The 24,316-nt window shown below is 71.5% G+C and carries 21 protein-coding genes; 12 read left to right on the top strand and 9 right to left on the bottom strand.

Translation table 11 applies throughout. The features are described from left to right. Positions 1 to 151: 151 nt before the first annotated feature. Positions 152 to 1,381: a sensor domain-containing protein gene (locus ACFYPA_RS06645; RefSeq protein WP_359318925.1), complete on the top strand. Its 1,230-nt coding sequence runs from the start codon at positions 152 to 154 to the stop codon at positions 1,379 to 1,381. After that, entirely contained in the window at positions 1,369 to 2,028 is a 660-nt protein-coding gene (locus ACFYPA_RS06640) for a response regulator transcription factor (protein ID WP_359318924.1), read from the top strand. Before ACFYPA_RS06645 ends, ACFYPA_RS06640 begins: the two co-directional genes overlap by 13 nt. Before the next feature lie 14 nt (positions 2,029 to 2,042). On the opposite strand, the gene ACFYPA_RS06635 is transcribed toward ACFYPA_RS06640, so the two are convergent. After that, on the bottom strand, positions 2,043 to 2,429 hold the full coding sequence (locus ACFYPA_RS06635; RefSeq protein ID WP_359318922.1) for a VOC family protein: 387 nt from the start codon (positions 2,427 to 2,429) through the stop codon (positions 2,043 to 2,045). A gap of 65 nt (positions 2,430 to 2,494) precedes the next feature. Here ACFYPA_RS06635 and ACFYPA_RS06630 point away from each other — a divergent pair, with 65 nt between their 5' ends. Together ACFYPA_RS06630 and ACFYPA_RS06625 are read left to right on the top strand one after the other, a co-directional pair. Next, positions 2,495 to 3,145 (top strand): nucleoside/nucleotide kinase family protein, encoded by a 651-nt coding sequence (locus ACFYPA_RS06630; RefSeq protein ID WP_359081747.1) that lies wholly within the window; start codon positions 2,495 to 2,497, stop codon positions 3,143 to 3,145. A gap of 68 nt (positions 3,146 to 3,213) precedes the next feature. Continuing rightward, positions 3,214 to 4,344, top strand: coding sequence for an aminopeptidase P family protein (locus ACFYPA_RS06625; protein ID WP_359318920.1), 1,131 nt, complete (start codon positions 3,214 to 3,216; stop codon positions 4,342 to 4,344). A 19-nt stretch (positions 4,345 to 4,363) separates the two neighbouring features. Here ACFYPA_RS06625 and treZ read toward each other — a convergent pair whose 3' ends face one another. Then, the gene (gene treZ, locus ACFYPA_RS06620) at positions 4,364 to 6,124 is read right to left on the bottom strand and encodes a malto-oligosyltrehalose trehalohydrolase (protein ID WP_359081750.1); all 1,761 of its coding nucleotides are present in this window, start codon (positions 6,122 to 6,124) and stop codon (positions 4,364 to 4,366) included. Between the two features lie 178 nt (positions 6,125 to 6,302). Between treZ and ACFYPA_RS06615 the strand changes: the two genes are divergently transcribed. After that, positions 6,303 to 7,658, top strand: coding sequence for a GH1 family beta-glucosidase (locus tag ACFYPA_RS06615; RefSeq protein ID WP_359318918.1), 1,356 nt, complete (start codon positions 6,303 to 6,305; stop codon positions 7,656 to 7,658). A gap of 62 nt (positions 7,659 to 7,720) precedes the next feature. Here ACFYPA_RS06615 and ACFYPA_RS06610 read toward each other — a convergent pair whose 3' ends face one another. Together ACFYPA_RS06610 and ACFYPA_RS06605 are read right to left on the bottom strand one after the other, a co-directional pair. After that, positions 7,721 to 8,632 (bottom strand): GNAT family N-acetyltransferase, encoded by a 912-nt coding sequence (locus tag ACFYPA_RS06610; RefSeq protein ID WP_359081754.1) that lies wholly within the window; start codon positions 8,630 to 8,632, stop codon positions 7,721 to 7,723. Between the two features lie 232 nt (positions 8,633 to 8,864). Beyond that, positions 8,865 to 9,821, bottom strand: a complete 957-nt coding sequence (locus tag ACFYPA_RS06605) for a GNAT family N-acetyltransferase (RefSeq protein WP_359081756.1) — start codon at positions 9,819 to 9,821, stop codon at positions 8,865 to 8,867. Between the two features lie 175 nt (positions 9,822 to 9,996). Here ACFYPA_RS06605 and ACFYPA_RS06600 point away from each other — a divergent pair, with 175 nt between their 5' ends. The 3 genes from ACFYPA_RS06600 to ACFYPA_RS06590 all read left to right on the top strand — a co-directional run bounded on the left by ACFYPA_RS06600 (position 9,997) and on the right by ACFYPA_RS06590 (position 12,562). Then, the gene (locus ACFYPA_RS06600) at positions 9,997 to 10,563 is read left to right on the top strand and encodes a DUF1707 and FHA domain-containing protein (RefSeq protein ID WP_359318916.1); all 567 of its coding nucleotides are present in this window, start codon (positions 9,997 to 9,999) and stop codon (positions 10,561 to 10,563) included. Between the two features lie 189 nt (positions 10,564 to 10,752). Next, on the top strand, positions 10,753 to 11,397 hold the full coding sequence (locus ACFYPA_RS06595) for a hypothetical protein (protein WP_389130155.1): 645 nt from the start codon (positions 10,753 to 10,755) through the stop codon (positions 11,395 to 11,397). Positions 11,398 to 11,545: 148 nt separating this feature from the next. After that, entirely contained in the window at positions 11,546 to 12,562 is a 1,017-nt protein-coding gene (locus ACFYPA_RS06590) for a cytochrome P450 (RefSeq protein WP_359318912.1), read from the top strand. Here the strand turns inward: ACFYPA_RS06590 and treY are convergent. Then, positions 12,559 to 14,928: a malto-oligosyltrehalose synthase gene (gene treY, locus ACFYPA_RS06585; RefSeq protein ID WP_359318910.1), complete on the bottom strand. Its 2,370-nt coding sequence runs from the start codon at positions 14,926 to 14,928 to the stop codon at positions 12,559 to 12,561. The genes ACFYPA_RS06590 and treY overlap by 4 nt on opposite strands. A gap of 77 nt (positions 14,929 to 15,005) precedes the next feature. Next, positions 15,006 to 17,186 carry a glycogen debranching protein GlgX gene (glgX, locus tag ACFYPA_RS06580; RefSeq protein ID WP_359318908.1) on the bottom strand — a complete coding sequence of 727 codons (2,181 nt, stop codon included), beginning with the start codon at positions 17,184 to 17,186 and terminating at the stop codon, positions 15,006 to 15,008. Between the two features lie 411 nt (positions 17,187 to 17,597). Here glgX and ACFYPA_RS06575 point away from each other — a divergent pair, with 411 nt between their 5' ends. Both ACFYPA_RS06575 and ACFYPA_RS06570 read left to right on the top strand, forming a co-directional pair. Further along, positions 17,598 to 18,830 (top strand): SAV2148 family HEPN domain-containing protein, encoded by a 1,233-nt coding sequence (locus ACFYPA_RS06575; protein WP_359081766.1) that lies wholly within the window; start codon positions 17,598 to 17,600, stop codon positions 18,828 to 18,830. A 78-nt stretch (positions 18,831 to 18,908) separates the two neighbouring features. Next, on the top strand, positions 18,909 to 19,655 hold the full coding sequence (locus ACFYPA_RS06570; protein ID WP_359081767.1) for a 3'-5' exonuclease: 747 nt from the start codon (positions 18,909 to 18,911) through the stop codon (positions 19,653 to 19,655). Between the two features lie 265 nt (positions 19,656 to 19,920). Here the strand turns inward: ACFYPA_RS06570 and ACFYPA_RS06565 are convergent, their stop codons facing one another. Continuing rightward, positions 19,921 to 20,787: an aminoglycoside phosphotransferase family protein gene (locus tag ACFYPA_RS06565; protein WP_359318905.1), complete on the bottom strand. Its 867-nt coding sequence runs from the start codon at positions 20,785 to 20,787 to the stop codon at positions 19,921 to 19,923. Between the two features lie 125 nt (positions 20,788 to 20,912). Between ACFYPA_RS06565 and ACFYPA_RS06560 the strand changes: the two genes are divergently transcribed. After that, positions 20,913 to 21,716: a carbohydrate ABC transporter permease gene (locus ACFYPA_RS06560; protein ID WP_389130148.1), complete on the top strand. Its 804-nt coding sequence runs from the start codon at positions 20,913 to 20,915 to the stop codon at positions 21,714 to 21,716. Between the two features lie 23 nt (positions 21,717 to 21,739). Here ACFYPA_RS06560 and ACFYPA_RS06555 read toward each other — a convergent pair whose 3' ends face one another. Next, entirely contained in the window at positions 21,740 to 23,029 is a 1,290-nt protein-coding gene (locus ACFYPA_RS06555) for a tyrosine-type recombinase/integrase (protein WP_389130145.1), read from the bottom strand. 440 nt (positions 23,030 to 23,469) lie between these two features. Continuing rightward, positions 23,470 to 23,889: a helix-turn-helix domain-containing protein gene (locus ACFYPA_RS06550; protein WP_389130142.1), complete on the bottom strand. Its 420-nt coding sequence runs from the start codon at positions 23,887 to 23,889 to the stop codon at positions 23,470 to 23,472. Between the two features lie 178 nt (positions 23,890 to 24,067). Here ACFYPA_RS06550 and ACFYPA_RS06545 point away from each other — a divergent pair, with 178 nt between their 5' ends. Then, positions 24,068 to 24,313, top strand: coding sequence for a helix-turn-helix domain-containing protein (locus ACFYPA_RS06545; protein WP_389130139.1), 246 nt, complete (start codon positions 24,068 to 24,070; stop codon positions 24,311 to 24,313). Positions 24,314 to 24,316 lie beyond the last annotated feature (3 nt).

The raw sequence follows: 24,316 nt of genomic DNA, 5'->3' as shown, positions 1-24,316 counted from the left end.
TCCGTACGTTCTGACCTGCGTAAACGCTATGAGAGCCAGAGGGCCGGGACGAGGGTGCGCGCTCCCGGAACGGGGGTGCAGCCAGCACCACCACCGACCGGGGTGACCGCTCCACTCCGGCGGCGGGCAAGCCCCCGTAACGTGGTGCGGCATGAGCACCGCCCCCACCCCGCTGACGGTCGCCGTCCGGCGTTCCTGGCACGCGTCGCGCTATGTCTTCATCGGTATCCCGATCGCACTGTTCGCGTACGTCGCCACGTTCCTGGTGTTGGCGGCGCTGCTCTTCGCGGTCGTGGTCGTCGGGCTGCCGGCGCTGCCCGAGGCGGCCAAGGCGCTGCACCGGTTCGCGGAGTCCGAGCGGCGCAGGGCGGCGGCGTACCTCGGTGTCCCCTTCCGGCCGACGCCGTACCTGCCGCTCGACGGCGGCGAACTCGCCGAGCGGGTCAGGCACGTACTCACGGATCCCGCTGTCCGGCGCGAGGCCGTCTGGCTGCCGTTCCAGGCGCTGGCCGGCAATGTCATCGGTTACCTCGTGATGCTGCTGTGGCCGGTCGGACTGCTGGTGGACGGCATCGTGCTGAGCGCCGCGCACCTGCTGGACCGCAGGAGCAGTGACGAGTACGGCACGCCGCCGCCCGAGCGCCGCGGCCTGGTCCTGCGCTGGCATTCCGTACTCGCCGAACTGTCGGCGAGCTGGACCAGGTCCCTGCTGGACGCCCCGCCTTCGTCGCAACTCATCGTGCGTGTGGCTGAACTGACGCACAGTCGAGCCGGGGCGGTCGAGGCGCACGGCGCCGAACTCCGCCGTATCGAACGGGACCTGCACGACGGCGCCCAGGCCCGCATCGTCGCCCTGTCGATGCGCATCGGTCTGGCCAAGCAGGTCCTGGACCGGGATCCGGCCGCGGCCCGACAGCGCCTGGACGAGGCGCAGGACGGCGTCGACGCGGCGCTCGCGGAGCTGCGGCACGTGGTCCGCGGCATCCACCCGCCGATCCTGACGGACCGCGGGCTCACCGGCGCCGTACGCGCGTTGGCCGCGGACTCCGCCGTTCCCGTCACGGTGGAACTCGACGGCGTCGAGGACGGGCTCCGGCTGCCGGCCGCCATCGAGGCCGCCGCCTACTTCGTGATCGCCGAGGCGCTCACCAACATCAACAAGCACAGTGGCGCGACGGCCGCAGACGTACGGATCGACCGGGCCCCCGGCGCCCTGCTCGTGGCCATCGGCGACGATGGGCACGGCGGCGCGGACGAACGCGGCGGCAGCGGGCTGGTCGGGATCAGGCGGCGGATCGCCGCCCTGGACGGCACCACCCGCATCAGCAGCCCCAGCGGGGGGCCGACGGACATCGAAGTGGAGCTGCCGTGCGGATTGTGATCGCCGAGGACAACGCCCTGTTGCGGGAGGGCCTGATCCTCCTGCTCACCAGCTCGGGCCACGAGGTGGTGGCCGACGCGGCGGCCGGCCCCGAGGTGCTGCCCGCCCTGCTGGAGCACCGCCCGGACGCCGCCGTCCTCGACGTACGACTGCCGCCCACGTTCCGCGACGAGGGGCTGCGCGCCGCCATCGCCGCGCGCAAGGAGATGCCGGACCTGCCGATCCTGGTCCTCTCCCAGTACGTCGAGGAGACGTATGCCGCCGAACTGCTCGCCCAGGGCGCGCAGGGCATCGGCTACCTGCTCAAGGACCGGGTGGGCCGCGTCGACCAGTTCCTCCGGGCCCTGGACCGGGTGGCGTCCGGCGGCACCGCGCTCGACCCCGAGGTCGTCAGCCAGCTGCTGACCCGCAAGGCGTCGGCGAAGCCGCTGCTGAGCCTCACCCCCCGCGAGCGGGAGGTTCTGGAACTGATGGCCCAGGGCAAGGCGAACGGCACCATCGCCACCGAACTCGTCGTCACCGAAAGGGCGGTGAGCAAGCACATCGGCTCCATCTTCGCCAAGCTCGGCCTGGAACCGGACGACGGCTCGGTCCACCGCCGGGTCCTGGCGGTCCTCGCGTACCTGGAGGGCAACGGGGCGCGCTGAGCCCCCGTCGCGTCTCACGCGGGCTGGAGCAGATCCCAGCGGTTGCCGTACAGGTCCTCGAAGACCGCGACCGAGCCGTAGACCTCGTGCCGCGGCTCCTCCAGGAACCGGACCCCGGCCGCCAGCATGCGCGCGTGGTCACCGGCGAAGTCCTCGGTGTGCAGGAAGAAGCCGACCCGCCCACCGGTCTGTGCCCCGACACTGGCCGCCTGGGCCTCGTCCTTGGCGCGGGCGAGCAACAGTCCCGTGCCCTCGGTGCCACGCGGCCGCACCACGACCCAGCGGGAGCCGTCGCCCCGGTCGGTGTCCTCCACCAGCTCGAAGCCGAGGGCGTCGGTGTAGAAGTCGAGCGCTTCGTCGTAGTCGCGGACGACCAGGGTGACCAGGGCGATGTGGGACATGGGATTCCTCGCTGGACAGAAGGGGAGTCTCGGGCCGCCGGGCCCGTAGCGGGACAATATCCGCCATGGACCCCAGCGACCTCGCCGACCTCGCCGACCTGACGGCCCGCGCCCGCCGCCTCGCCCTGGCCGGAGGCCGCCGCATCCTCGGAATCGCCGGGCCGCCCGGTGCCGGGAAGTCCACCCTGGCAAAGCGGCTCGTCGACGCACTGGGCCCGCTCGCCGTCCTCGTACCGATGGACGGCTTCCACCTCGCCCAGGCCGAACTGGAACGCCTCGGCCTGGCAGAACGCAAGGGCGCGCCCGACACCTTCGACGCCGCCGGATACGCGGCCCTGCTCCGGCGGCTGCGGGCACCGGAGCCGGGCACCGTCGTGTACGCCCCCGCCTTCGACCGGTCCCTGGAGCAGCCGGTCGCCGGCGCCGTCCCCGTCCCGCCGGACGTCCCGCTCGTCGTCACCGAGGGCAACTACCTCCTGTACGGGGAAGGGGCCTGGGCGCCGGTGCGGGGGCTGCTCGACGAGGCGTGGTTCCTGGAGCTCGACCAGGACGTACGGGTCCGCAGGCTCGTCGACCGGCATGTGCGGTTCGGCAAGCAGCGGGCGTACGCGGAGCGCTGGGTGGCCGGGTCCGACGAGGTCAACGCACGGCTCGTCGCCGCCGGCCGTGACCGCGCGGACCTCGTCGTACGGCCCGGTGACGGCTCGCGGTCCTGACTGCTCGCGCACGACCGTCCGGGCGGGCAGGATGCGGGGAGCCGTTCCGCGCTGCCAGGAGGTCCCGCATGTCCAGCCCGAACCAGCCCGTGCCGTTCACCGCCGACGACTACCGGGCCCGGATGACGCGCGCCGCCGAAAGCGCCGCCGCCGCGGGACTCGCGGGCGTACTGGTCGCACCCGGACCCGACCTGGTGTACCTGACCGGCTATCAGCCCACGGCGATCACCGAGCGCCTGACCGTCCTCGTCCTCACGCCGGGCCGGGGCCCGGTCCTCGTCGTACCGACCCTGGAGGCCCCGGACGCGGAGAAGGCCGTCGGCGCGCCCGCGCTGACCCTGCGCGACTGGACCGACGGCAAGGACCCGTACGCCGTCACCGCGCCGCTGCTCGACGCGAAGGGCCGGTTCGGGATCAGCGACAACGCCTGGGCCATGCATCTGCTCGGCCTCCAGCAGTCGCTGCCCGGGACGTCGTACGCCTCCCTCACCGAGGCGCTGCCGATGCTGCGGGCCGTGAAGGACGCCCCCGAGCTGGAAAGGCTCGCAGCCGCCGGGGCCGCCGCCGACGCCACGTACGAGGAGATCCTGAAGGTCCGGTTCTCCGGCCGCAAGGAGACCGACGTCGCGGCCGATCTGGCGCGCCTGCTCACCGAGTCCGGCCACTCCCAGGTCGACTTCACCGTGGTCGGCTCCGGACCGAACGGCGCCAACCCCCACCACGAGGCGGGTGACCGCACCATCGAACGCGGCGACATGGTCGTGCTCGACTTCGGCGGCCTCAAGCACGGCTACGGCTCCGACACCTCTCGCACGGTCCACGTCGGCGAGCCCACGGCCGAGGAGCAGCGGGTCCACGACATCGTGCGCGAGGCGCAGAAGGCAGGCTGCGACGCGGTGCGGCCCGGTGCCGCCTGCCAGGAGATCGACCGGGCCGCCCGTGCCGTCATCACCGAGTTCGGCTACGGCGAACGCTTCATCCACCGCACCGGCCACGGCATCGGCGTCACCACCCACGAACCGCCGTACATGATCGAGGGCGAGGAGCAGCCGCTCGTGCCCGGCATGTGCTTCTCCGTGGAGCCGGGCGTCTATCTGCCGGGCCGGTTCGGTGTCCGGATCGAGGACATCGTGACCGTCACCGAGGACGGCGGCCGTCGCCTCAACGCCACCGCGCGCGAACTGGCGATCGTCGAGTAGCGGCGACACGCCTGCCGGTTCAGTCGTCGGCCAGCACCACGCACGACTCCGGCGGCAGATGCAGCGCCCCGTCCGTGCCGGGCGCCTCGACGGGCAGCCAGGCGGCCAGCACTCTGCCTCCGCCGCCGCGGTGCCGGCCGCCGCCCAGCGGGATCGTGGCCGGCTTCCCGTCGAGGTTGACGGCGATCCGCAGCTCGCCCCGGCGCATCGCCAGCCAGCGGGCGTCGTCGTCGTACGCCGTCCTCACCGTCGCCAGATCCGGGTCGCTGAGGTCGGGCAGGGTGCGGCGCAGCGCGATCAGTTCGCGGTACCAGGCATGGAGGCGGGTGTGCGGTTCGCGCCGCTGCTCGCTCCAGTCCAGGCACGAACGGTCCCGGGTGGCCGGGTCCTGCGGGTCCGGGATGTCCTCCTCGGCCCAGCCGTGCGCCCCGAACTCCCGCCGCCTGCCGGTCCGTACGGCCTCGGCGAGTTCGGGATCGGTGTGGTCGGTGAAGAACTGCCAGGGCGTACGGGCGCCCCACTCCTCGCCCATGAACAGCATCGGTGTGAAGGGGCCGGTCAGTACGAGCGCCGCCGCGCAGGCCAGCAGACCGGGGGAGAGGGAGGCGGCGAGCCGGTCGCCGAGGGCCCGGTTGCCGATCTGGTCGTGCGTCTGGGCGTAGCCGACGAAGCGGTGGGCGGCGCTGCGGGTGACGTCGACGGGGCGGCCGTGACCGCGGCCCCGGAAGCTGGAGTACGTACCGTCGTGGAAGAAGGCACTCGTCACGGTCTTGGCGAGCCCGGCCAGCGGGGCGGTCGCGAAATCCGCGTAGTAGCCCCGGGACTCGCCCGTCAGCGCGGTGTGCAGGCAGTGGTGGAAGTCGTCGTTCCACTGGGCGTGCAGACCGATCCCGCCCGCCGCGCGCGGTGTCGTCGTCCGGGGGTCGCAGAGGTCGGACTCGGCGATCAGCGAGAGCGGCCGGCCCAGTTCGGCCGAGAGCGCGTCGGTGGCGGCGGACAGCTCCTCCAGGAAGGTCAGCGCCCGGGTGTCGGCCAGGGCGTGGACCGCGTCGAGCCGCAGCCCGTCCAGCCGGTAGTCGCGCAGCCAGGCGAGTGCGCTGCCCAGCAGGAAGGCGCGCACCTCGTCGGAACCGGGCGCGTCCAGATTGACCGCCGCGCCCCAGGGGGTGTGGTGCGTCTCGGTGAAGTACGGGCCGAAGGCCGGCAGGTAGTTGCCCGACGGGCCCAGGTGGTTGTGGACCACGTCAAGGACGACCGCGAGCCCGAGCCCGTGCGCCGTGTCGACAAAGCGCTTCAGCCCCTCGGGGCCGCCGTACGGCTCGTGCACGGCCCACAACGACACTCCCTCGTACCCCCACCCGTGGACGCCGGGGAACGGGCACACCGGCATCAGCGACACATGGGTGATGCCCAACTCGGCGAGATGCCCCAGCCGGGCCGCCGCCGCGTCGAAGGTGCCCTCGCCGGTGTACGTACCGATGTGCAGCTCGTACAGGACCGCGCCCGGCAGCCCGCGCCCCGCCCAGTCGGTGCGCCAGGCGTACGCTCCGTGGTCGACGACGGCGCTCTCGCCGTCCGGCCCGTCCGGCTGGCGGCGCGAGCGGGGATCGGGGCGCACCGGGCCGCCGTCGAGGGCGAAACCGTAGCGGTCGCCGGCCGCGGCCTCCGCCTCCGCGGTCCACCAGCCTGGCCGGTCCGGATCACGCTCCATGGTCCGCGGCTCACCCGACAGCCGCAGGGCGGCCGATTCCGCTTCCGGTGCCCATACCTCGAACAACATGCAGCGCTCCCTCGTTTCCGTGTACCGGCCCATGGTCGGCAGACGGCGCGATCTTCGACCCCGCGACACTGGATCGAGCCCGTAATTGGCGATTAAGGTCTGGATCTGGCTCTGGTTCTGATCATTGCCCTGCCGGCTTCTGACATACGCACTCCCTCTAACGGCTGTGGAGGCCGAGATGACCGTGCCGCCGTTCCCGCCCGGTTTCCTCTGGGGAGCCTCCGCCTCCGCCTTCCAGACCGAGGGCGCCGCCGACACCGACGGCAAGGGGCCCTCCGGCTGGGACGCCTTCGCCGCGCAGCCCGGACGCATCAAGGACGGCACCGACACCACCCGAGGCACGGGCTTCCACCGGCACTACCGGGAGGACGTGGCACTCCTCGCCGGGCTCGGCGCGGACGCCTTCCGGTTCTCGGTGAGCTGGCCGCGCGTCGTCCCCGGCGGCAGTGGTCCGGTCAACCCGCGGGGGCTCGACTTCTACGACCGCCTCGTCGACGAACTCTGCGCCCACGGCATCACCCCGGCCCCCACGCTGTACCACTGGGACACCCCGCTGCCGCTGGACGAGGCCGGCGGCTGGCTCAACCGGGACACCGCCCACCGCTTCGCCGAGTACGCGGGCATCGTCGCCGAACGGCTCGCCGACCGCGTTCCCATGTGGATCACACTCAACGAACCCGCCGAAGTGACGATGCTCGGCTACGCACTCGGCGAGCACGCCCCCGGCCGCACCCTCCTCTTCGACGCGCTGCCCGCCGCCCACCACCAGCTCCTCGCCCACGGCTTGGCCGTACGCGCTCTGAGGGCCGCCGGCGCGGACAACATCGGCATAGCCGTATCGCACTCCCCGGTCTGGACCGCGAGCGAATCCGAAGAGGACCGCTTCGGCGCCGAGCTGTACGACACCCTCACCAACCGGCTGTTCGCCGACCCCCTCCTCACCGGCCGCTACCCCGACGAGAACTTCGCCGCGCTGATGCCCGGCCCCGTCGAGGACGACCTGCGGACCATCTCCACCCCGCTCGACTGGTACGGGGTCAACTACTACAACCCCACCCTCGTCGGCGCCCCCACGGCCGACGCCCTCGACAGCTTCGCAGGCTTCGGCATGCCCGCCGAACTCCCCTTCGGTATCCGGGAGATCGAAGGGTACGAGAAGACGGACTTCGGCTGGCCCGTCGTCCCCGACGGCCTGCGCGAGACCCTCGTCCAGCTCCGGGACCGCTACGGCGACCGGCTCCCTCCGCTCTACATCACGGAGAACGGCTGCGCCGTCGACGAACCCACCGCGGACACCCGCCGGATCGCCTTCCTCGACGGTCACCTGGGCGCCCTGCGGCAGGCCATCGACGCGGGTGTCGACGTACGCGGCTACTTCACCTGGTCGCTCACGGACAACATCGAATGGACCGAGGGGGTCAGCAAGCGCTTCGGCCTGGTCCACATCGACTACGAGACACTGCGCCGCACGCCCAAGGAGTCGTACGCCTGGTACCGCGACGTCATCAGGCAGCAGCACGCGAACGGGGGCTGACGCGCGGCGCGGCACCGGCCCCCGTCCTCACTTCCCCTGGACCAGGCGGGCCAGGGGGATCCCTAGACCAGGTGGATCCGCTCCTGCGTCACCGGATGCCCGGCCCTCGCGAACGCGGCTGCCATCGGAACGTTCCCCCGGTCCGTCGCACCCGCGATGAACTCGGCGCCCCGGGCGAGCAGGAAGTGCGTGCACTCCACGAGCAGGTCGTAGCCGTACCCGTGGCCGCGCGCCTCGGGCAGGACCCCGATGAAGCCGATGCACGGCCCCGAGGGGTTGTGCGCGGGGATATGGAGACCGGCCGGCGCGCCGTCCGGTGTGTACGCCACCTGCCACCAGTCACGTGGTGAGGGGCACCAGTGGAAGAAGTCGAGTTCCTCCTGGGCCGCGGCCTCCAGCCCGCCGGGGCCCTCGATCGCACGCCGCGCGTGTGCGTCGAGCGTGACGGAGTGGATCCCCCGCAGCAGGCCGAGGATCACCTCGTCGTCGGGCTCCGGGCCGAAGGTCAGCCGGCCGGGCCGTTCGGGCAGTCCGCAGTCCGGTGTCCACAGGTAGCGGTACCGCTCGACGAGCGGCTTCATCCCGGCCGCCGTGGCGGCGGCGATCCGGGCCTCGGCGGCGGCCCTGACCTCGGGGACCTCGCGCCAGTCGGCGGGGAGGATCAGTTCGTACTCGGCGTGCAGCGGGCAGCGGCGCAGGAGCTCGGCGCCCGCCTCGTCCTCGCCCTCGGCGAAGTCGAACCAGTTGAGCAGGACGGGCTCGGAGTCATCGGGACCGGCCCACCAGGCCGCCCGGGCGACGACGGTGTCGTCGCGCAGCGCGATCCACGTCCACTCGGGGCGGTACTCCCCGCCGTCCGCCACCGTGGCGTAGCGATGCCCGAAGGCGGCGCGGCCGACGAGGGACGCGTCCTGCAGGGAGTCGAAGAGAGAGGCGTCGCTCTGCGAGAGCGCGCGAATGACCAGATCGGTCATGGGAAAAGTCCTCCGGAAGCAAGCTGTGCGCTCCCGGTCAGACCGAGTCGGACACCGCCCGGCGGGCGGGACGGGAGCGCGGGAACGAAGTGATGCGCGGGGTGATGCCGTCGCGCGTACCCATGTGCCTCGCCTCCTTCCTCGACCGGGGCCGGATGCCCTCGCGGTGACCCTAACCCCTTCGCACAGGGCCGTCCAAGGCATTTTGCACGGCCCCGCGCGGCGGGCTCCGTCAGTCGTCCCACACCATGTCGAAGGCACGCTCGAAGTTGACGTAGCCCAGACGCGCGAAGGACTGCGCCATCGGCACGTTGCCGAGGTCCGTCGCCGCCCGGACGCGTTCCACGCCGTCCTGCCCGGCCAGCACCCGCGTTCCCTCGGCGAGGAGTTCGTCGATGAAGCCGTGACCGCGCTGAGCGGGCAGCACGCCGATGTACGCGATGATCGGGTTGTAACTGTTGCGCGCCGGGATCACGAAGCCGACCGGTTCGCCGTCCGGCAGTTCGGCGACGCGCCACCACTCCTGAGGCGTCGAGTAGTGGGCGAGCTCCTCGTCGTAGTGCTTCTCCGCCGCCTCGCGCGCCGACAGGCCCGACGCCAGGTCCTGCTGCCCGTGGGCGTCCAGGGTGCCCTCCATCACCGGTGTCATCAGCGCGAGGAGATCCTCGCGCCCGGCGACCGGGCGGAACCGCAGCCGGCCGCTGTCGGCCGGTACGGGGGTGCCCGCACGCCACTCCAGGCGCAGCCGCTCCACGAGCATGCGTGCGCCGGTGCGCTCCATGACCCGGATGCGGGCCTCGACGACGTCACGGGCTGCCGGGTCCTCACGCCAGTCGGGCGGTACGAAGCGCCCGTACTCGGGACGCGGGGCACCGGCCGGAACGACGGCCGCCGTCGCGGCTTCCAGCAGTCGCAGTCCCGCCTCCCCGCGCTCGGGCTCGGGCAGCGTGTCGTCCAGGTCGAAGAAGTCGAGGAGGAGCGGCTCCTTGCCGTCCTTGCTCCACCAGGCGATCCGCGCCACCACCCGGTCGCCCCGCAGGGCCACCCACATCCACTCCGGGCGGCGGCGGCCCGTCGCGAGATCGTCCGCGAGCTCGTGGTCCAGGACGTAGGACAGCCGGCGGAAGAGGCCGAGCTCCTCCGGGCCGCAGATCGGACGGACGGTCAGGTCGAGTGGTGCGTCGAGCACGAATCCCCCACAGGTGTACGGGCCGACCCCGGCGGTCGCCGGGGCGGCACGGCGGCCGACAGTAGCAACGCCGGGCACGCGGCGCCCCGCATATTTCCGGGGCCGCGCAGGTCAGGGGGCGGAAAAGCGCCGTTGTTCTGGACACTCCGGGGCGGTCGGCCCGACAATTGGCCCTGTGACGTCCTCCTTCGAGTCCCACACGTACCCCGCGCGGCTCTCCGACGCCCAGCGCGACCGTGTTCTCGGTGTGCTCAGAGAGGGCGCGGCCCAGGGCAAGCTCTCCCACGACACCTTCATGCGGCGCATGGAACTGGCCCTGACCGCCAGCCGTTCCGAGGAACTGGACGCCCTCACCGCCGACCTGGAGCGTGACGGCCGCTGGTCGCGGCCCCTGTTCCGGGCCGTGAGCGGGGTCTCCGGCTTCCCCGAGCGGGTACGCAGGGCGTGGCGCGCCGAGCGGCTGCCCAAACTGCTGCTCCCGGCGCCGAGTCCGCACCCCCTGCGCATCGGCCGCGACCCGGGCAACGGACTCCGGCTCAGCCACGAGACTGTGTCCCGGTTGCATGCCGAACTCACCGCGCACGGCGGCCGGTGGCAGTTGCGCGACCTCGGCTCGACCAACGGCACCTGCGTCAACGGGCAGCGCGTGACGGGGGCGGTCTCAGTGCGGGAGGGGGACCAGGTGAGCTTCGGCAGGATGACCTTCCGGCTCTCGGCGCCCGCGCTCCGGCCGCTCGCGTAGTCGCCCGGGCCACGCCTCCCGGTGCGGTCCGCGCCCCGCGAGGGCGAGGAAGGCATGGCCCTCGGCCCTCCGTCCCCGCACGGGCCCGGCCCGGTCCTCCCCCTCGACGCCCCACAGGGGCGCTGCCCCGCACTCGTTGGCCCAGGGGGCAGGCCGGGGCGGCGGCGGGCGGTTGTCTATCCTGCCCTGATGACTGCGGTGGACGTGAAGAAGGCGCCGAGCGAGGCTGTGACCCGGGGGACGTATTTCCTGGTCACCCTGGCGGTGGTCATGCTCGGCTGGATCATCGCCGCGGTCAACACGGGCATCTCCTATATCGCGTTGGGCACGGACGTCATCCCGATCGTCATCGGCCTCATCGGGTGCGTCGTCTTCGCGATCGTCCTGCGGTTCCTCCACTGCGCGTGGTGGCTCGCCGTCCTCTCCTTCCTGCCGGCGGTGTCCGTGCTCGTGGGCTCGGTCCAGTACGCCCCCGAAGCCGCGCTGGACAACCGGGGTGTGCGCGAGACCGTGCGCATCACCGCCGACAGCGCCGCGGCGAACGGCGGATCGCATCACCGCTTCACGCTCGAGGGCAGGCTCGGTCAGCTCGAGGAGACCTTGGACTACGACGGTGACCACCCGGACTGGGAGGTGGGCGACCGCATCGAGGTCATCAGCGATCCGAAGGGTGTCGTCCCGCTGGCAGCCGCCTCCCGAGTCGATTCCGGTGGTCAGCTCGGAACTCTCGTCCTGGGCGTCGTCGGCTGGACGTGCGTCACGCTCCTCGCCGGCCTGCGAGGATTCGTACGGCGCAGCGCGGGCAGGCGCCCCGCGTTCGAGGACACCGACTGAGCCGTGTCCGCCCGGTGCGACGTGCCGGGCGGGTGACCGCTCCCGTCACCCGGACGGCCGTACGCCCACTGCGGGGGGCCCGTTCAGGTGATCCCCTGACAGGGACCGCGCCGCGCACCGGCGCACCGGACACCCCGGGGGGTACGCCATGCCGGCCAGCACGCCCGGAGACATACCGGCCCCGACGCCCTCGCCCGAACGCGGCACGGCCCGGCGCCCGCCCGCACGACGCCGCCGCGCGGCCCGGGCCGGCGGCCCCAGTCTCCTCGCGCCGGGCGCGGCCCACGACCCGTACCGGCTCTACCGGGTGCTCCGCGAGGAGTACCCGCTCATCTACGACGCGCCGCTGGGCGCCTGGCTCCTCAGCCGGTACGACGACGTGTCCACGGCGCTGGGCGACCCGGGGTTCGCGGGCTTCCCCCACGACGGAGCGCCCCGGGGCGGCCCGGCCCCGCTCGGGCTCTGCCACGGGAACTTCCGCTGTCTGCCCAGCGACCGGTACGCGATACCGTCCGGCTCCGTGCCCGGGCGTCTGGCCGAGCGCGTAGAGCGGACCGCCTACGTACTGGCCCGGCGCATCGCCCGACGCCCCCAGGCCGACCTCGTCGAGGACTTCTGCCGCTGGCTGCCCGCCGGAGCGCGCACGGGCGCGTACACCGGCATGGGTACCGACGCCGCCCCCTGCACCCGGCACACCGCACTGCGCGAGACCGCGCTCGCCTCGTTCCTCGCCAATCTGCTGGACGACCCCGACCTGATGGCCGTCATGCGCATCGAACCCGCGCTCGCCGGACGGGCCTGGACCGAGTCGCTGCGCCGCGATCCGCCCGTCCAGGTCGTGCTGCGCCGCACCGTCACCGAGGTCACGCTCAGCGGCGGCACCCTCCCCGCGCGAGCGCCCGTCGCCTGCCTGATCGGCTCGGCGGGCCGGGACCCGGAACGGTTCGCCGCACCGGACGTCTTCGATCCCTTCCGCCGCGACCAGGACCGCGGGACACCCGGCCCGGCGGGCTGCCCCGCCGTGCTGCTCGGCCGCCTGGAGGCCGAACAGGGCCTGCGCGCCCTGCTCGACGCGATGCCCGCCCTGCGCTGGGCGGACGGCTTCCGCCCAGCGGCCACCGGCCTGCTCATGCGGGGCCCGCGCTCCCTTCTCGTGCGCCCCTAGACAGACCGGCTGAGCAGCGCCACCGGCCGTTCCGCGAACAGCTCCGCCACCTGCACCGTCCCGCCGGAGAACTTCCGGCCCGGCGTCAACAGGTCGTGCCACACCCCCGCGTCCGGCAGCGCCAGCGCCGTCCCGCGCCAGCCGCCCGACTCCGCCAGCCGCAGCGACAGCCGGGTCACCGCGGTGACCACCTCGCCCGAACGGCAGAAGGCCAGACAGTGCGCCGCCGCAGGACCGGAGGCGGTCAGCGGGGCGTACGTACCCGACTCGCCGAACACCTCGGGCCGCTCACGCCGCAGCCGCAGCGCCGTCTCGGTGAGCTCGCCCTTGGCGTCGGCGGGCGCCCCGTCGGACGGCTGCCGGAACGGCCACCGGTTGTCCGGGTCGACCAGCGCCAGGTACTCCCGCTCCGTGCCCTGGTAGAGATCCGGCACCCCCGGCATCGTCAGGTGCACCAGCGCCGCGCCCAGCACCTGGGCCCGCACGTGCGGGGCGAGCGTCCTTGCGAACCGTTCCAGCAGCGTCCGCGCCGGACCGGTGTCGGCGGCCGGGCCTGCGGCGACGAAGTCCGCCGCCGCCCGCTCGTACACCGGATCGGGTTCGGTCCAGCTGGTGAACAGCCCCGACTCCCGCACCGCCTTGAGCAGCGCCGGCTCCAGCCGTGCGGCCCGCTCCCCGGGCGGGAACCCCACACACCCGAGCGCCGTCTGCCACGCCTGCCAGGCCAGTTGCGGATCGGGGGCGGCGGGGGCCGTCCGTGTCAGCTCGGCGACCAGCTCCGTCCACCGCCCCGGACACTGCGAAAGCACCGCGATCCCCGCCCGGACGTCGGCGCTGCGTTTGGTGTCGTGCGTCGTCAGCGCCGTGCCGGTGGCGGGCCAGTCGCGGGCGAGCCGGGCACAGTAGGCGTGGAACTCCTCCGGGGCCACCGCCGGCTGCCCCGGATCGCCGCCCACCTCGTTGGCGGAGATCAGCGGCACGTACCGGTAGTACGCCGTGTCCTCGACCGCCTTGGCGCGCAGCGCGGACGCGGTCTGGGCGAACCGGGCGCAGAACGCCGCCCGGTCCTCGCCCGCGCCGAGCCGCCCCAGCGCCAGCTCCCGCACCACGTCGACGGCCGAGGCCTCCTCCCGTACCGCGAACGCGGCCTTGGCATCGCTCACCGCGACCGCGTCGAGCGTCGCCGAGGCGGCCTCCGAGCAGGGGCCGCCCGCCGTCACGTACGGGCGGTAGACCGGGAGGCGGACCAGCAGTTCGCGCACGGCGGTGTGCAGGGCCCAGGGGGCGTGGTCGCGCAGCGCGGGGTCCTCGGCGCAGACGCGTGAGGCGAGCCGGGTCAGCAGCCCGGTCTCGGCGGCCAGCTCATGGGTGACCACGCGGTACGCGGCGCGGCGCACCGTCGCCGTCCAGTAGCCGCCCCGGTCACCGGCCGGGACGGCGGACTCGCGGTAGCCGCCGAGCAGCTCGGCCGCGCCCACCGGGTCGACGAAGAGGCCGTCGATCCGGTACAGCGCGTCGTACCCGGTGGTCCCGGCGACGGCCCAGCCCGCGGGCAGCGGTTCAGGGCCGGTGAGGATCTTCTCCACCACCGTCCACACCCCGCCGCTCGCCTCCGAGAGCCGCTCCAGATAGCCGGCCGGATCGGCGAGCCCGTCCGGGTGGTCGATCCGCAGGCCGTCCACGACCCCGTCCCGTACCAGCTCCAGGATCTTCGCATGGGAGGCGGCGAAGACCGCGGGGTCCTCCACCCGCACCCCGATCAGCTCCGAGATGGTGAAGAACCGCCGGTAGTTCAGCTCCGTGCGGGCCAGCCGCCACCAGGCGAGCCGGTAGTGCTGCGCGTCGAGCAATTCGGGCAGGTCGAGGTGGGCGGTGCCGGACCGCAGCGGGAACTCCTGCTCGCCGTAGCGCAGCACGTCCCCGTCGACCCGCAGCCGGTCCATCTCCTCGCCGAGCCGCCCGGCCAGGACCGGCAGCAGGATCCGCCCGTCGCCGGCGGCCCAGTCGATGTCGAACCAGCGGGCGTACGGGGAGGCGGGCCCCTCGCGCAGGACCTCGCGCAGAGCGTGGTTGTGCCGGGGGTCGGCGGCCATGTGGTTCGGCACGATGTCCAGGACGAGGCCGAGTCCGTGCTCGCGCGCGGTGCGCGCCAGCCGGCGCAGCCCGTCCTCGCCCCCCAGCTCGGCGCGTACCCGGCCGTGGTCGACGACGTCGTAGCCGTGCCGTGAGCCGGGCACGGCTTCGAGCACCGGCGACAGGTGCAGGTGGGAGACGCCGAGCGAGGCGAGATACGGCACGGCGTCCTCGGCGGCCGAGAAGGGGAACTCCGGCTGGAGCTGGAGCCGGTACGTGGCGGAAGGCGTCATGGGAACGTTCGTACCCAGATCCGGGCCGCCTCTGTCACCCGCGCACGGACGAGTGCCCGGCCCCGGGCGCCTTTCTCCTACGCGGGCCGCTGGAGCACCACCATGCTGCGTCCCACCAGCGTCACCCGATCGCCCGCCGCCACCTTGGGCCCCGCCCCGATCAGCACCCCGTCCGGGCGGGCCGTGTCGACGACCGCCAGCCACTGCCGTCCGTGATTGACCGGGACGGCGAACTCCAGCGTCTCGGCGCTCGCGTTGAACATCAGCAGGAACGAGTCGTCGGAGATCCGCTCGCCGCGCGGACCGGGCTCCGAGATGGCGTGCCCGTTCAGGAAGACCGTCAGCGCCTTGGCGTGCGCCGCCTGCCAGTCCCGCTGGGTCATCTCCTTGCCCTCGGGGGTGAACCACGCGATGTCCGAGAGCTCGTCGTGCGTGCCCTCCACGGGACGCCCGTGGAAGAACCGCCGGCGCCGGAAGACGGGATGGTCGCGGCGCAGCCACACCATCGCCCGGGTGAACTCCAGCAGACTGCTGCCGAGGCCGCCGTCCGGCGTGTCCGACTCCTCGCCTTCGCTCTCGTCCTCGTCCCCGTCCTCGACGGCGGCGGCAGGGAGGGGCCAGTGCACCCACGACAGCTCGCTGTCCTGGCAGTAGCCGTTGTTGTTGCCGCGCTGCGTCCGGCCGAACTCGTCGCCGTGACTGAGCATCGGCACGCCCTGGGACAGCATCAGCGTGGCGATGAAGTTGCGCATCTGACGCTCGCGCAGCTCCAGTACCTCCGGCCGGTCCGTCTCGCCCTCCACACCGCAGTTCCACGACCGGTTGTGGCTTTCGCCGTCCCGGTTGCCCTCGCCGTTGGCCTCGTTGTGCTTGTCGTTGTACGAGACCAGGTCGTGCAGCGTGAATCCGTCGTGGCAGGTGGTGAAGTTGATCGAGGCGAGCGGCCGCCGGCCGTCGTCCTGGTACAGGTCGGACGAGCCCGTCAGCCGGCCGGCGAACTCGGCCAGGGTCCGGGGTTCGCCGCGCCACAGGTCCCGCACCGTGTCGCGGTACTTCCCGTTCCACTCGGTCCACAGCGGCGGGAAGTTCCCCACCTGGTAGCCGCCCTCGCCCACGTCCCACGGCTCGGCGATCAGCTTCACCTGGCTGACCACCGGGTCCTGCTGCACCAGGTCGAAGAACGACGACAGCCGGTCCACCTCGTGGAACTGGCGTGCCAGCGTGGCCGCCAGGTCGAAGCGGAATCCGTCCACGTGCATCTCGGTCACCCAGTAGCGCAGCGAGTCCATGATCAGCTGGAGCACGTGCGGGGAGCGCATCAGCAGGGAGTTCCCCGTGCCCGTGGTGTCCATGTAGTAGCGCTGGTCGTCGGCGAGCCGGTAGTACGAGGCGTTGTCCAGCCCCCGGAAGGACAGGGTCGGCCCCAGGTGGTTGCCCTCCGCCGTGTGGTTGTAGACCACGTCGAGGATCACCTCGATGCCGGCCTGGTGCAGGGCGCGGACGGCCTGCTTGAACTCCAGGACCTGCTCGCCCCGGTCGCCCCAGGAGGCGTAGGCGTTGTGCGGGGCGAAGAAGCCGATGGTGTTGTAACCCCAGTAGTTGGCGAGCCCCGCGTCAGCCAGCCGGTGGTCCTGGACGAACTGGTGCACCGGCATTAATTCGATGGCCGTGACGCCGAGCTCCGTCAGATGCGCGATGACCTCCGGATGGGCGAGCCCCGCGTACGTCCCGCGCAGCTCCTTCGGCAGCCCCGGATGGAGCATCGTCAGGCCCTTCACATGGGCCTCGTAGATCACCGTGCGGTGGTAGTCCGTACGGGGCCGGCGGTCGTCGCCCCAGTCGAAGTACGGATTGACCACGACCGAGGACATCGTGTGCGGCGCCGAGTCCAGGTCGTTGCGCGCGTCCGGGCGGCCGAACGGGTAGCCGTACACCGCCTCGCCCCACTGGATCTGCCCGGAGACCGCCCGGGCGTACGGATCGAGCAGCAGCTTGGCGGAATTGCAGCGGGCGCCGCGTTGCGGTTCGTACGGGCCGTGCACCCTGAATCCGTACCGCTGACCGGGCATCACCCCGGGCAGGTAGGCATGGCGGACGAAGGCGTCGGTCTCTCTCAGCTCCACCGCCGTTTCGGAACCGTCGTCGTGCAGCAGGCACAACTCGATTCGGTGGGCGGCCTCCGAGAAGACCGCGAAGTTGGTCCCGGCGCCGTCGTACGTGGCACCGAGGGGGTACGCCTGTCCCGGCCAGACCTGCATAGATTTCGACTCTTCCACTCTGATGCGGTTGCCTGGGGAATGCTGGCTCCCTGGGGCAGATCTTCCCCGAAAGGGCGTCCCTTACCTAGGACCGGACGGCAAATGGGGGGCGGCGTCGCGGAGGCCGCCCGCTTCGGCCACCGGTCCGCCCGGTGGTCCGGTCAACATCGGGCCCCTCCGCGTCGCCCGGAACCGGAATCCGGCACCCCGCCCGGCCGGTTGTCCGGAATGCGGCGGGGAATGGGGTGTTTAATCACTATGAATCCGCTCACTCCGGCAGATCTCGCCGCACAGAACGTGCGTGCGCCATAGGGGAGTTGGGAAAGTAGCCTGTGCATCCGGCTGCACCGGCTCCCGCTCGCGGAGTACCCTTCCTTGATCGTTGGTGGGGGAGTGGAAGGCGGTGCGCGGGTGAGCTCGGGAGGGTTCGAGCTGCCCCCAGGTGACACGGGTCACGAGGGGGACCTGGCCGATGTTCCGCCCGGGGCGGTCTCGCTGGCGCAGCCCATGGAGATCGGTGCGGAACTGGACTGGGACGCGGAAGCCTGGAGCGAGGTGCGCACGCGCGCCCAGCGGGCCGGGCGTGCCTACATCTGGCTGAATCTCGTGGAGCAGCGGCTGCGCGCCGTCGTCGCCACGGTGCTCCGGCCCATTTACGAACCGGTCCACGGCGAGGACTGGGTGGTGGCCGCGGCGGGACCCGCCGGGCAGGAGTGGGTGCAGCGTGCCGTCGCCGTGCGCGAGGTGTCCCGGCGCAAGGGCTATCTGCTCGACCCGGCCGACGACAACGTCCTGAGTTTCCTCACGCTGCCGCAACTGCGTGAGCTGATGGTCCAGCACTGGCCCTGCTTCGAGCCCTACTTCGACGACCGCCGCGACGTCGAGCTGGCGCTGGACGAGCTGGAGGTCGCCCGCAACGTGGTCTCCCGCAACCGTGCCCTCAATGAGGCGGTGCTGGCCCAGGCCGAGCGGGCCTCCGCCCGGCTGCTGGAGATCCTCGGCAGCGGCGCGGCCGTGCCCTCCGCCGACCGGCTCCCGGTCGACGCCGTGGAGGAGCTCGTCGGCGACCGGTACGCGGACGTGGTCTCCGTCCACCCCGACCGGGTCCGGCTCCAGCGCCAGCTGCCCGCGGAGGACCTCTTCGGCGGGTCGCGCCGGCTGGACGCGATCGGGATAGGACTGAACCTGCTGGTGCAGAACTTCTCGGGGCGCCGGCTGATCCGGCTCGCCGAGTCGGGCTGCCGGGTCCGGCTGCTCTTCATCAACCCGGCCAGCAGCGCGGTCAAGCGCCGCGAGCGGGAGCTCGGACTCAAGAAGGGCGAGCTGAGCCGGTCGGTGGAGATGAACATCCTTCACATGCGCCGGGTCCGCTCCAAGCTGCGCGATCCGGGTGCCTTCGAGATCCATGTCTTCGACGAGACCCCGCGCTTCACCGCCTACCTGGTGGACGGCGACGGCGCCAACGCGGTGGGGGTCGTCCAGACGTACCTGCGCCGGGCGCGCGGCATGGAGGCGCCGGTGCTGGTGCTGCGGGGCGGCGGGCGGGCGGTCGTCAGGGCCGGCCAGGACAGCGAGCACGGGCTCTTCGAGACGTACCGCGAGGAGTTCGAATCGGTGTGGACGGACTCGCGGCCGGTCTCCTGAGGAACCGCCCCGCCGCGTTGTCAGTGCCCCGTGCGAGGGTGGTCGTCATCCGGGGGAGCACCACGAAGGAGGTACGGGATGAGCTGGCACCGGCATGCGCTGGTCGGCTTCGACCTGGAGACGACGGGTACGGAACCGCTGGAGGCCAGGATCGTGACGGCCGCGGTCGTCCGTGTCGACGACCGGGACGACGAGCCGGTGAGCGGGCGCACCTGGCTGGCCGATCCGGGGATCAGGATCCCCGCACAGGCCTCGGCGATCCACGGCATCAGCAGCGAGCGGGCGGCGGCGGAGGGCCGGCCGGTCCGCGAGGTGGCCGACGAGATCGCCGACACCCTGACCGGCTACTGGCGGCGCGGCATTCCGGTGGTCGCGTACAACGCGGCCTTCGACCTGACACTGCTGACGGCCGAACTGCACCGCCACGGACTGCCGTCGCTCAGCGAGCGCCTGGACGGCGCGGGGATCGGGCCGGTGATCGACCCTTACACGATCGACCGGTCCGTCGACCGCTACCGCAAGGGCAAGCGCAACCTCGAGGCGGTCTGCGTCGAGTACGGGGTGGTCCACGGGGGAGCGCACGACGCGGCGGCGGACGCGCTGGCGGCGGTGCGCGTCGCGTACGCGATAGCCGCACGGCACGGCTCGGTGGCCGCGCTGTCGGCACCGGAGCTGCACGAGCGCCAGATCGTCTGGTACGCGGAGTGGGCCGCCGACTTCCAGCAGTTCCTGCGCCGCAAGGGCACGGCCGACGCGGTCATCGACGGCCGCTGGCCGGTACGGGAGCCGGTGGTCGAGGCGCGATCAAGTCCGTCGGTCGACTAGGGCGTGTTTCGAAAGTCCCGCCTGTCCGGCGACGCCTGGCACTTCCCCGAGCTCTCGGCTTCGCTCGAGCAGGGGAGACCCCATTGCTCGCCGCGTTGTCGGGATCACCCCGATACGCCCAGAATCGGGGCGACCCTCCGCCTTGCGATCGCACGCACCGGACGCCGCCGGACCCGCCCGCCGGACCCGCCCGCCGGGCGGACGGCGCTCCTTTCGAAACACGCCCTGGGGACGCGCCGTTCAGCGGCGTTCGGTGAGCTCCGCCTCAGAACGGATACCACCGCACCGCCGGGTCCCCGTCCCGCAGGGACGCCACCCGGCGGCGGAATTCGTCGAGTGCCTTCGGGTTGGCCGGGGCGTGTTGCGCGACCCATGCGCAGCTCGCCGTCTCCCGCGCCCCGCGCAGCACCGCGCAGCCGTCCCACTCCCGCACGTCCCACCCGTACGCCGCGGTGAACGCGTCATAGGCCCCGGCCGCCAGCCCGTACCGGTCGCGGGACAGGGCGAGCACCACCAGATCGTGCTCGCGCAGATCCGTGGAGAAGGTCTCCAGGTCCACCAGCACCGGCCCGTCCGGGCCGACATGGACGTTGCGGGTGAGCGCGTCACCATGGATCGGGCCCGGGGGCAGATGCGGGACCAGGCCGGCGGCGGCCGCCGCGAAGCCGTCGCGGCGCTCGCGCAGATACGCGGCGTCGGCCGGCTCGATGGCCTCGCCGGCCAGCCCCAGCCACCGTTCGACGCCGCCCAGCAGCTCCCGGCGGGGCAGGGCGAGGTCCGCCGGGGCCGGCAGCGCGTGCACCGCGCCCAGCAGGGGCGCCAGATCCCGTGGCTCGGCCGGCCGTACCGCGTCCGGCAGGCGGTGCCACAGCGTCACGGGGTGGCCGTCGACCAGCCGCGCCCCGGGCTCGGCCGCGCGCACGGCGGGGACGCCGGACGCGGCGAGCCACTGGGCCACGGCGACCTCGCGCTCCGCCCGTTCGCGCAGTTCCGGGTTCCGCACGGCGTCCCGGCCGATCTTGACGACCAGGTCGCCCACGGCGAACACCGCGTTCTCGCCCAGCGCGATCAGCTCGGCACCGCCGGGCAGTCCGGCGGCGGTCAGCAGCTCGCGCGCTCGCATCTCGTTCATGGATCCGATTTTCGCACTCGTGCAGGCCGCCTTGACGAACCGACGGCGCGTCAGCACGATGGCTAGGGCCACCTGAGCGGCCAGAACGGTATAAAGCCGGTCGAATGACGCAAGGGGGTCAATCCATGACATTGGCGAGTGCAACCGTACGGTCCGGGCGGCACGGTCCGCCGGACGGCCCGCACGACAAGCGGTCCGTGCGGATCAACCGGAACGCCGGAACCTGGTTCCTGGTGCTGCCCGCGCTGATCCCGATCCTGATCCTGAGTGTCGGGCCACTGCTCTACGGCATCGCGCTGGCCTTCACCGACGCCCAGTCGGGCCGTACCCGGTCCACCCAGTGGGTCGGTGTACTGAACTTCCAGGACCTGCTCCACGACGGACTGTTCTGGGAGTCGTTCCGGATCGGTCTTCTCTGGGCGGTCGGCGTCACCGTCCCGCAGTTCGTCCTGGCCCTGGGCCTCGCCCTGCTCCTCAACGAGAACCTGCGGATGCGCTGGCTGGCCCGCGCCCTGGCCATCATCCCGTGGGCGATGCCCGAGGTCGTCGTCGGCATCATGTGGCGCCTGGTCTACAACCCGGACGCCGGCATCCTCAACGAGACCATCCGCGACCTGGGACTCGGCGACGGCCGGGACTGGCTGACCGGTCTCGCCACCGCGCTGCCCGCGGTGATCCTCGTCGGGGTCTGGGCCGGCATGCCGCAGACCACGGTCGCCCTGCTGGCCGGTCTCCAGAACACCCCGCACGAACTGCACGAGGCCGCCGCCCTGGACGGCGCGGGGGCCTGGCGCCGGTTCCGTACCGTCACCTGGCCCGCGCTCAAGCCCGTCGCGCTCTCCATCACCGCGCTCAACTTCATCTGGAACTTGGTCAATTGGCGGCCTGTACGGCTCTCACCAGCCGGTCCCTTGATCCGCAGGGCCTAGGTGGGAAACATGTGGGAGATGATCTAGGCATCTGACCCGCTCGACCCGCCACGCAGACGGTCCCACCGCTCCTGCAACGTCTTCATGATGGCACGCTCCATCGGAACCGTCACGCTTGAATAGACCCCCTCAACACCCGGCACCTCATGCCCCATCCGGGACTCGGTGGCGAACTTGCTGTGCCCGTCCTCGTCCAGCCACGCCTTGTGGCCATGCCGCAGCAGATACAGGCGCCTCCCCTTGAAGGACGGCACCGGAGGAATGGCCGGCCGGGCACCCCGAGTCCGCGGCCCCGACCGCTCGTCCGCCCCGTCGGCAACGTCCCGCCAGTACTTGTAGTCGAAGTTCACCGCACCCAACGACCCGCCCTTCAGCGCCGGGAAGACCCACTTGTGGTCGTGAGACGCGAGAAGGTCCTTCAGCAGCTCAGCCAGGAAGTCAGGGACCACGAGCGATCGGCAGGACTCGTACTTCGGCGGGAAGAACTGAAGCGTGCTGTCTGCGTACTGAACTTGGCGTTCTACTCGAATCGCCGGCATGAGGTTGTCGCCGCGGCCGTAACGTTCAACGTCTTCTTCGTACCGCTCGGTTTCCTCGTCATCCGGTCGCGGATCGCTGAGCGGCCAGTTCGGGTAGCAGTACTCCCTCGTCAGGCCGAACAGCTCGGCCGGCCTCATGCCCGTCATCGCCATGGTCCAAATGAAGACGTAGCCGGCTTGCCCGAAGACTGTGCGCGCGTTGCAGGCGAGCTGCTCAACTGCCTGCGGGGTCATGTCCTTCTTGCGCTCTTTGGGCTTCTTAACGAACTTGCCGCGGCGCCGCGTGCGTTCGACCGGCGAAGTCTTGATCAGTCGGGGCACCGCGTCGTCGAGGACCATGCCCAGGACCATCATGATGTTCGCAGCCGAGCTGGCCTTCTTCATCTTCGCGTTGATGTGCTTCTTGAACGCGCGGTAGGCCAAGACGTCGATATCGGCAACGGATGCGTTCTGCTTCTTGAAGTACGGGCGGATGTGATTCTCGACAGTTGACCGGTACCCGCGCTCGGTCAGGTGGCCGTGGTCCATCGCGGCAAGCCAGTCGTCGAGCCAGTCCGACATGGGCGTGGCCCCGTCACGGTTCTTTACGTGGGTGCCGTGCCGAATCTCGTAGAGCTTGTCGCGGCCATGGTTGAAGGCGACCTCTTCGTCGGTGAAGCCGCCCTTGGACTCGTACCGCTTTCGGCCGTTGTCGAGATACTCGCCGGACCACCATTTCACCCGGCATGTACCGCCACGCCACTCGATGTGGATGTGCTGATCGGCGCCGCTCACGAAGTCCTCCAGACGTGGCGGAGGCGGGTGCCAGGCAGGTACCCCTACCGCCGTGGCCTCCCGCGTCCGTGGCTTCAGCCGGCTTGCCCTAGCGGGCAGTTACGGCATCCCCCACATTCTCCTCCGAGGTCCTTCACTACTTCCCTCATCGCCGCGGCTCCTGAACTATCCGCGGCGATCTGGCGGGGGATCACACACACGATCCCCTTGTCGACCAAAAAGCTATGGCCAAGAAATCTCGGCCCGTAGTCGACTATGAGCGGCTCGCTGTACTGCATGGCTCCCCCTAGTTCCGGGTGTTGCGGGAGCCTCCAAGGGCGTGCTTCGACTCTGCCACGTCGAGGGCCAGTTGGGACCGTATGGGGCCAAAGTGGTGGGGGGAAATGTGGTAACGAGTCGATAAAAGCAAAAGGTTGTACGGCATGCGGGTGAAACTTCAGTCAGATCAATCCGTGGGCCCTGAGATCCCGTACCGCCTTGTCGCTCAGTTCCCGGATCTCGTCAGAAGTGAGGCCGCTCGTGGTGGCGATCGTCGCAAGCTGAATGACCTCACGCGCACGACCGTCCAGGTCTTCGGCCGGCCTCTTCGAGATGTTGACGCCCGGCACTTCAGAGGACATGCGGGTCAGGATCGGCTCCCGGCCTTCCAGGACGCCGACCGCGCTGCCCGATGCCCAGCCGAGCACGGCGTCGACTTTGGCGACGCTCATCAGGCGCACGTCGCTGCCTTCTTCGATGCGCTGCCAGGTGTCCTTGGACATGCCGGCCAGCTCCGCCGCCCGCTTGCGCGCGAGCTTCAGCTCTAGCCGGCGGTTCTTCACGTGCTCCGCGAGGCGGGTTTTGGGGTCACTGGGTGCCATGGGCCCCATCTTGGCAGGGCCAGCCAGGGCCAGCCAGGGCCACACGGTAACTAAGGCTGGATCCGTGACCTGCACGTTTGCTCTAAGGCTCACTACGGCTAGATCACTGACTAACTTCCGCGCTACCAGTGACTAACTAGAGCTGGACAGAGAGGCTAACTAGGTCTAGCTTTGAGGCATGCCCAACCCGCCAACCACGTACCTAGTGGACGCGGTGGCGATCCGTGAAAAGCGGAAAACCGCCGGTCTAGCTACCTCTGAGCTGGCCGAACGCGCAGGCATCAGCAGGCGCTACCTCAGCCACCTAGAGAACGGCACCCGCTCGAAGATGTCGCCCGCACCGTTCAAAAGGCTTCGCCTAGCCCTAGGCGTGGCTGAAGACGACCTGTTGACCCCACCCAAGGTCCCGCCCCCGAAGGAGTGACAC

The sequence above is a fragment of the Streptomyces sp. NPDC005775 genome (assembly GCF_042871565.1).
Classification (GTDB): domain Bacteria; phylum Actinomycetota; class Actinomycetes; order Streptomycetales; family Streptomycetaceae; genus Streptomyces.
Note: the sequence above shows the minus strand (reverse complement) of the source record. Positions and strands in the feature narration are given on the sequence as shown.

Coding starts and splice junctions, on each gene's coding strand:
- ACFYPA_RS06645 (WP_359318925.1), top strand. CDS start 152: ATGAGCACCGCCCCCACCCCGCTGACGGTCGCCGTCCGGCGTTCCTGG.
- ACFYPA_RS06635 (WP_359318922.1), bottom strand. CDS start 2,429: ATGTCCCACATCGCCCTGGTCACCCTGGTCGTCCGCGACTACGACGAA.
- ACFYPA_RS06630 (WP_359081747.1), top strand. CDS start 2,495: ATGGACCCCAGCGACCTCGCCGACCTCGCCGACCTGACGGCCCGCGCC.
- ACFYPA_RS06625 (WP_359318920.1), top strand. CDS start 3,214: ATGTCCAGCCCGAACCAGCCCGTGCCGTTCACCGCCGACGACTACCGG.
- treZ (WP_359081750.1), bottom strand. CDS start 6,124: ATGTTGTTCGAGGTATGGGCACCGGAAGCGGAATCGGCCGCCCTGCGG.
- ACFYPA_RS06615 (WP_359318918.1), top strand. CDS start 6,303: ATGACCGTGCCGCCGTTCCCGCCCGGTTTCCTCTGGGGAGCCTCCGCC.
- ACFYPA_RS06610 (WP_359081754.1), bottom strand. CDS start 8,632: ATGACCGATCTGGTCATTCGCGCGCTCTCGCAGAGCGACGCCTCTCTC.
- ACFYPA_RS06595 (WP_389130155.1), top strand. CDS start 10,753: ATGACTGCGGTGGACGTGAAGAAGGCGCCGAGCGAGGCTGTGACCCGG.
- ACFYPA_RS06590 (WP_359318912.1), top strand. CDS start 11,546: ATGCCGGCCAGCACGCCCGGAGACATACCGGCCCCGACGCCCTCGCCC.
- treY (WP_359318910.1), bottom strand. CDS start 14,928: ATGACGCCTTCCGCCACGTACCGGCTCCAGCTCCAGCCGGAGTTCCCC.
- glgX (WP_359318908.1), bottom strand. CDS start 17,186: ATGCAGGTCTGGCCGGGACAGGCGTACCCCCTCGGTGCCACGTACGAC.
- ACFYPA_RS06570 (WP_359081767.1), top strand. CDS start 18,909: ATGAGCTGGCACCGGCATGCGCTGGTCGGCTTCGACCTGGAGACGACG.
- ACFYPA_RS06565 (WP_359318905.1), bottom strand. CDS start 20,787: ATGAACGAGATGCGAGCGCGCGAGCTGCTGACCGCCGCCGGACTGCCC.
- ACFYPA_RS06560 (WP_389130148.1), top strand. CDS start 20,913: ATGACATTGGCGAGTGCAACCGTACGGTCCGGGCGGCACGGTCCGCCG.
- ACFYPA_RS06550 (WP_389130142.1), bottom strand. CDS start 23,889: ATGGCACCCAGTGACCCCAAAACCCGCCTCGCGGAGCACGTGAAGAAC.
- ACFYPA_RS06545 (WP_389130139.1), top strand. CDS start 24,068: ATGCCCAACCCGCCAACCACGTACCTAGTGGACGCGGTGGCGATCCGT.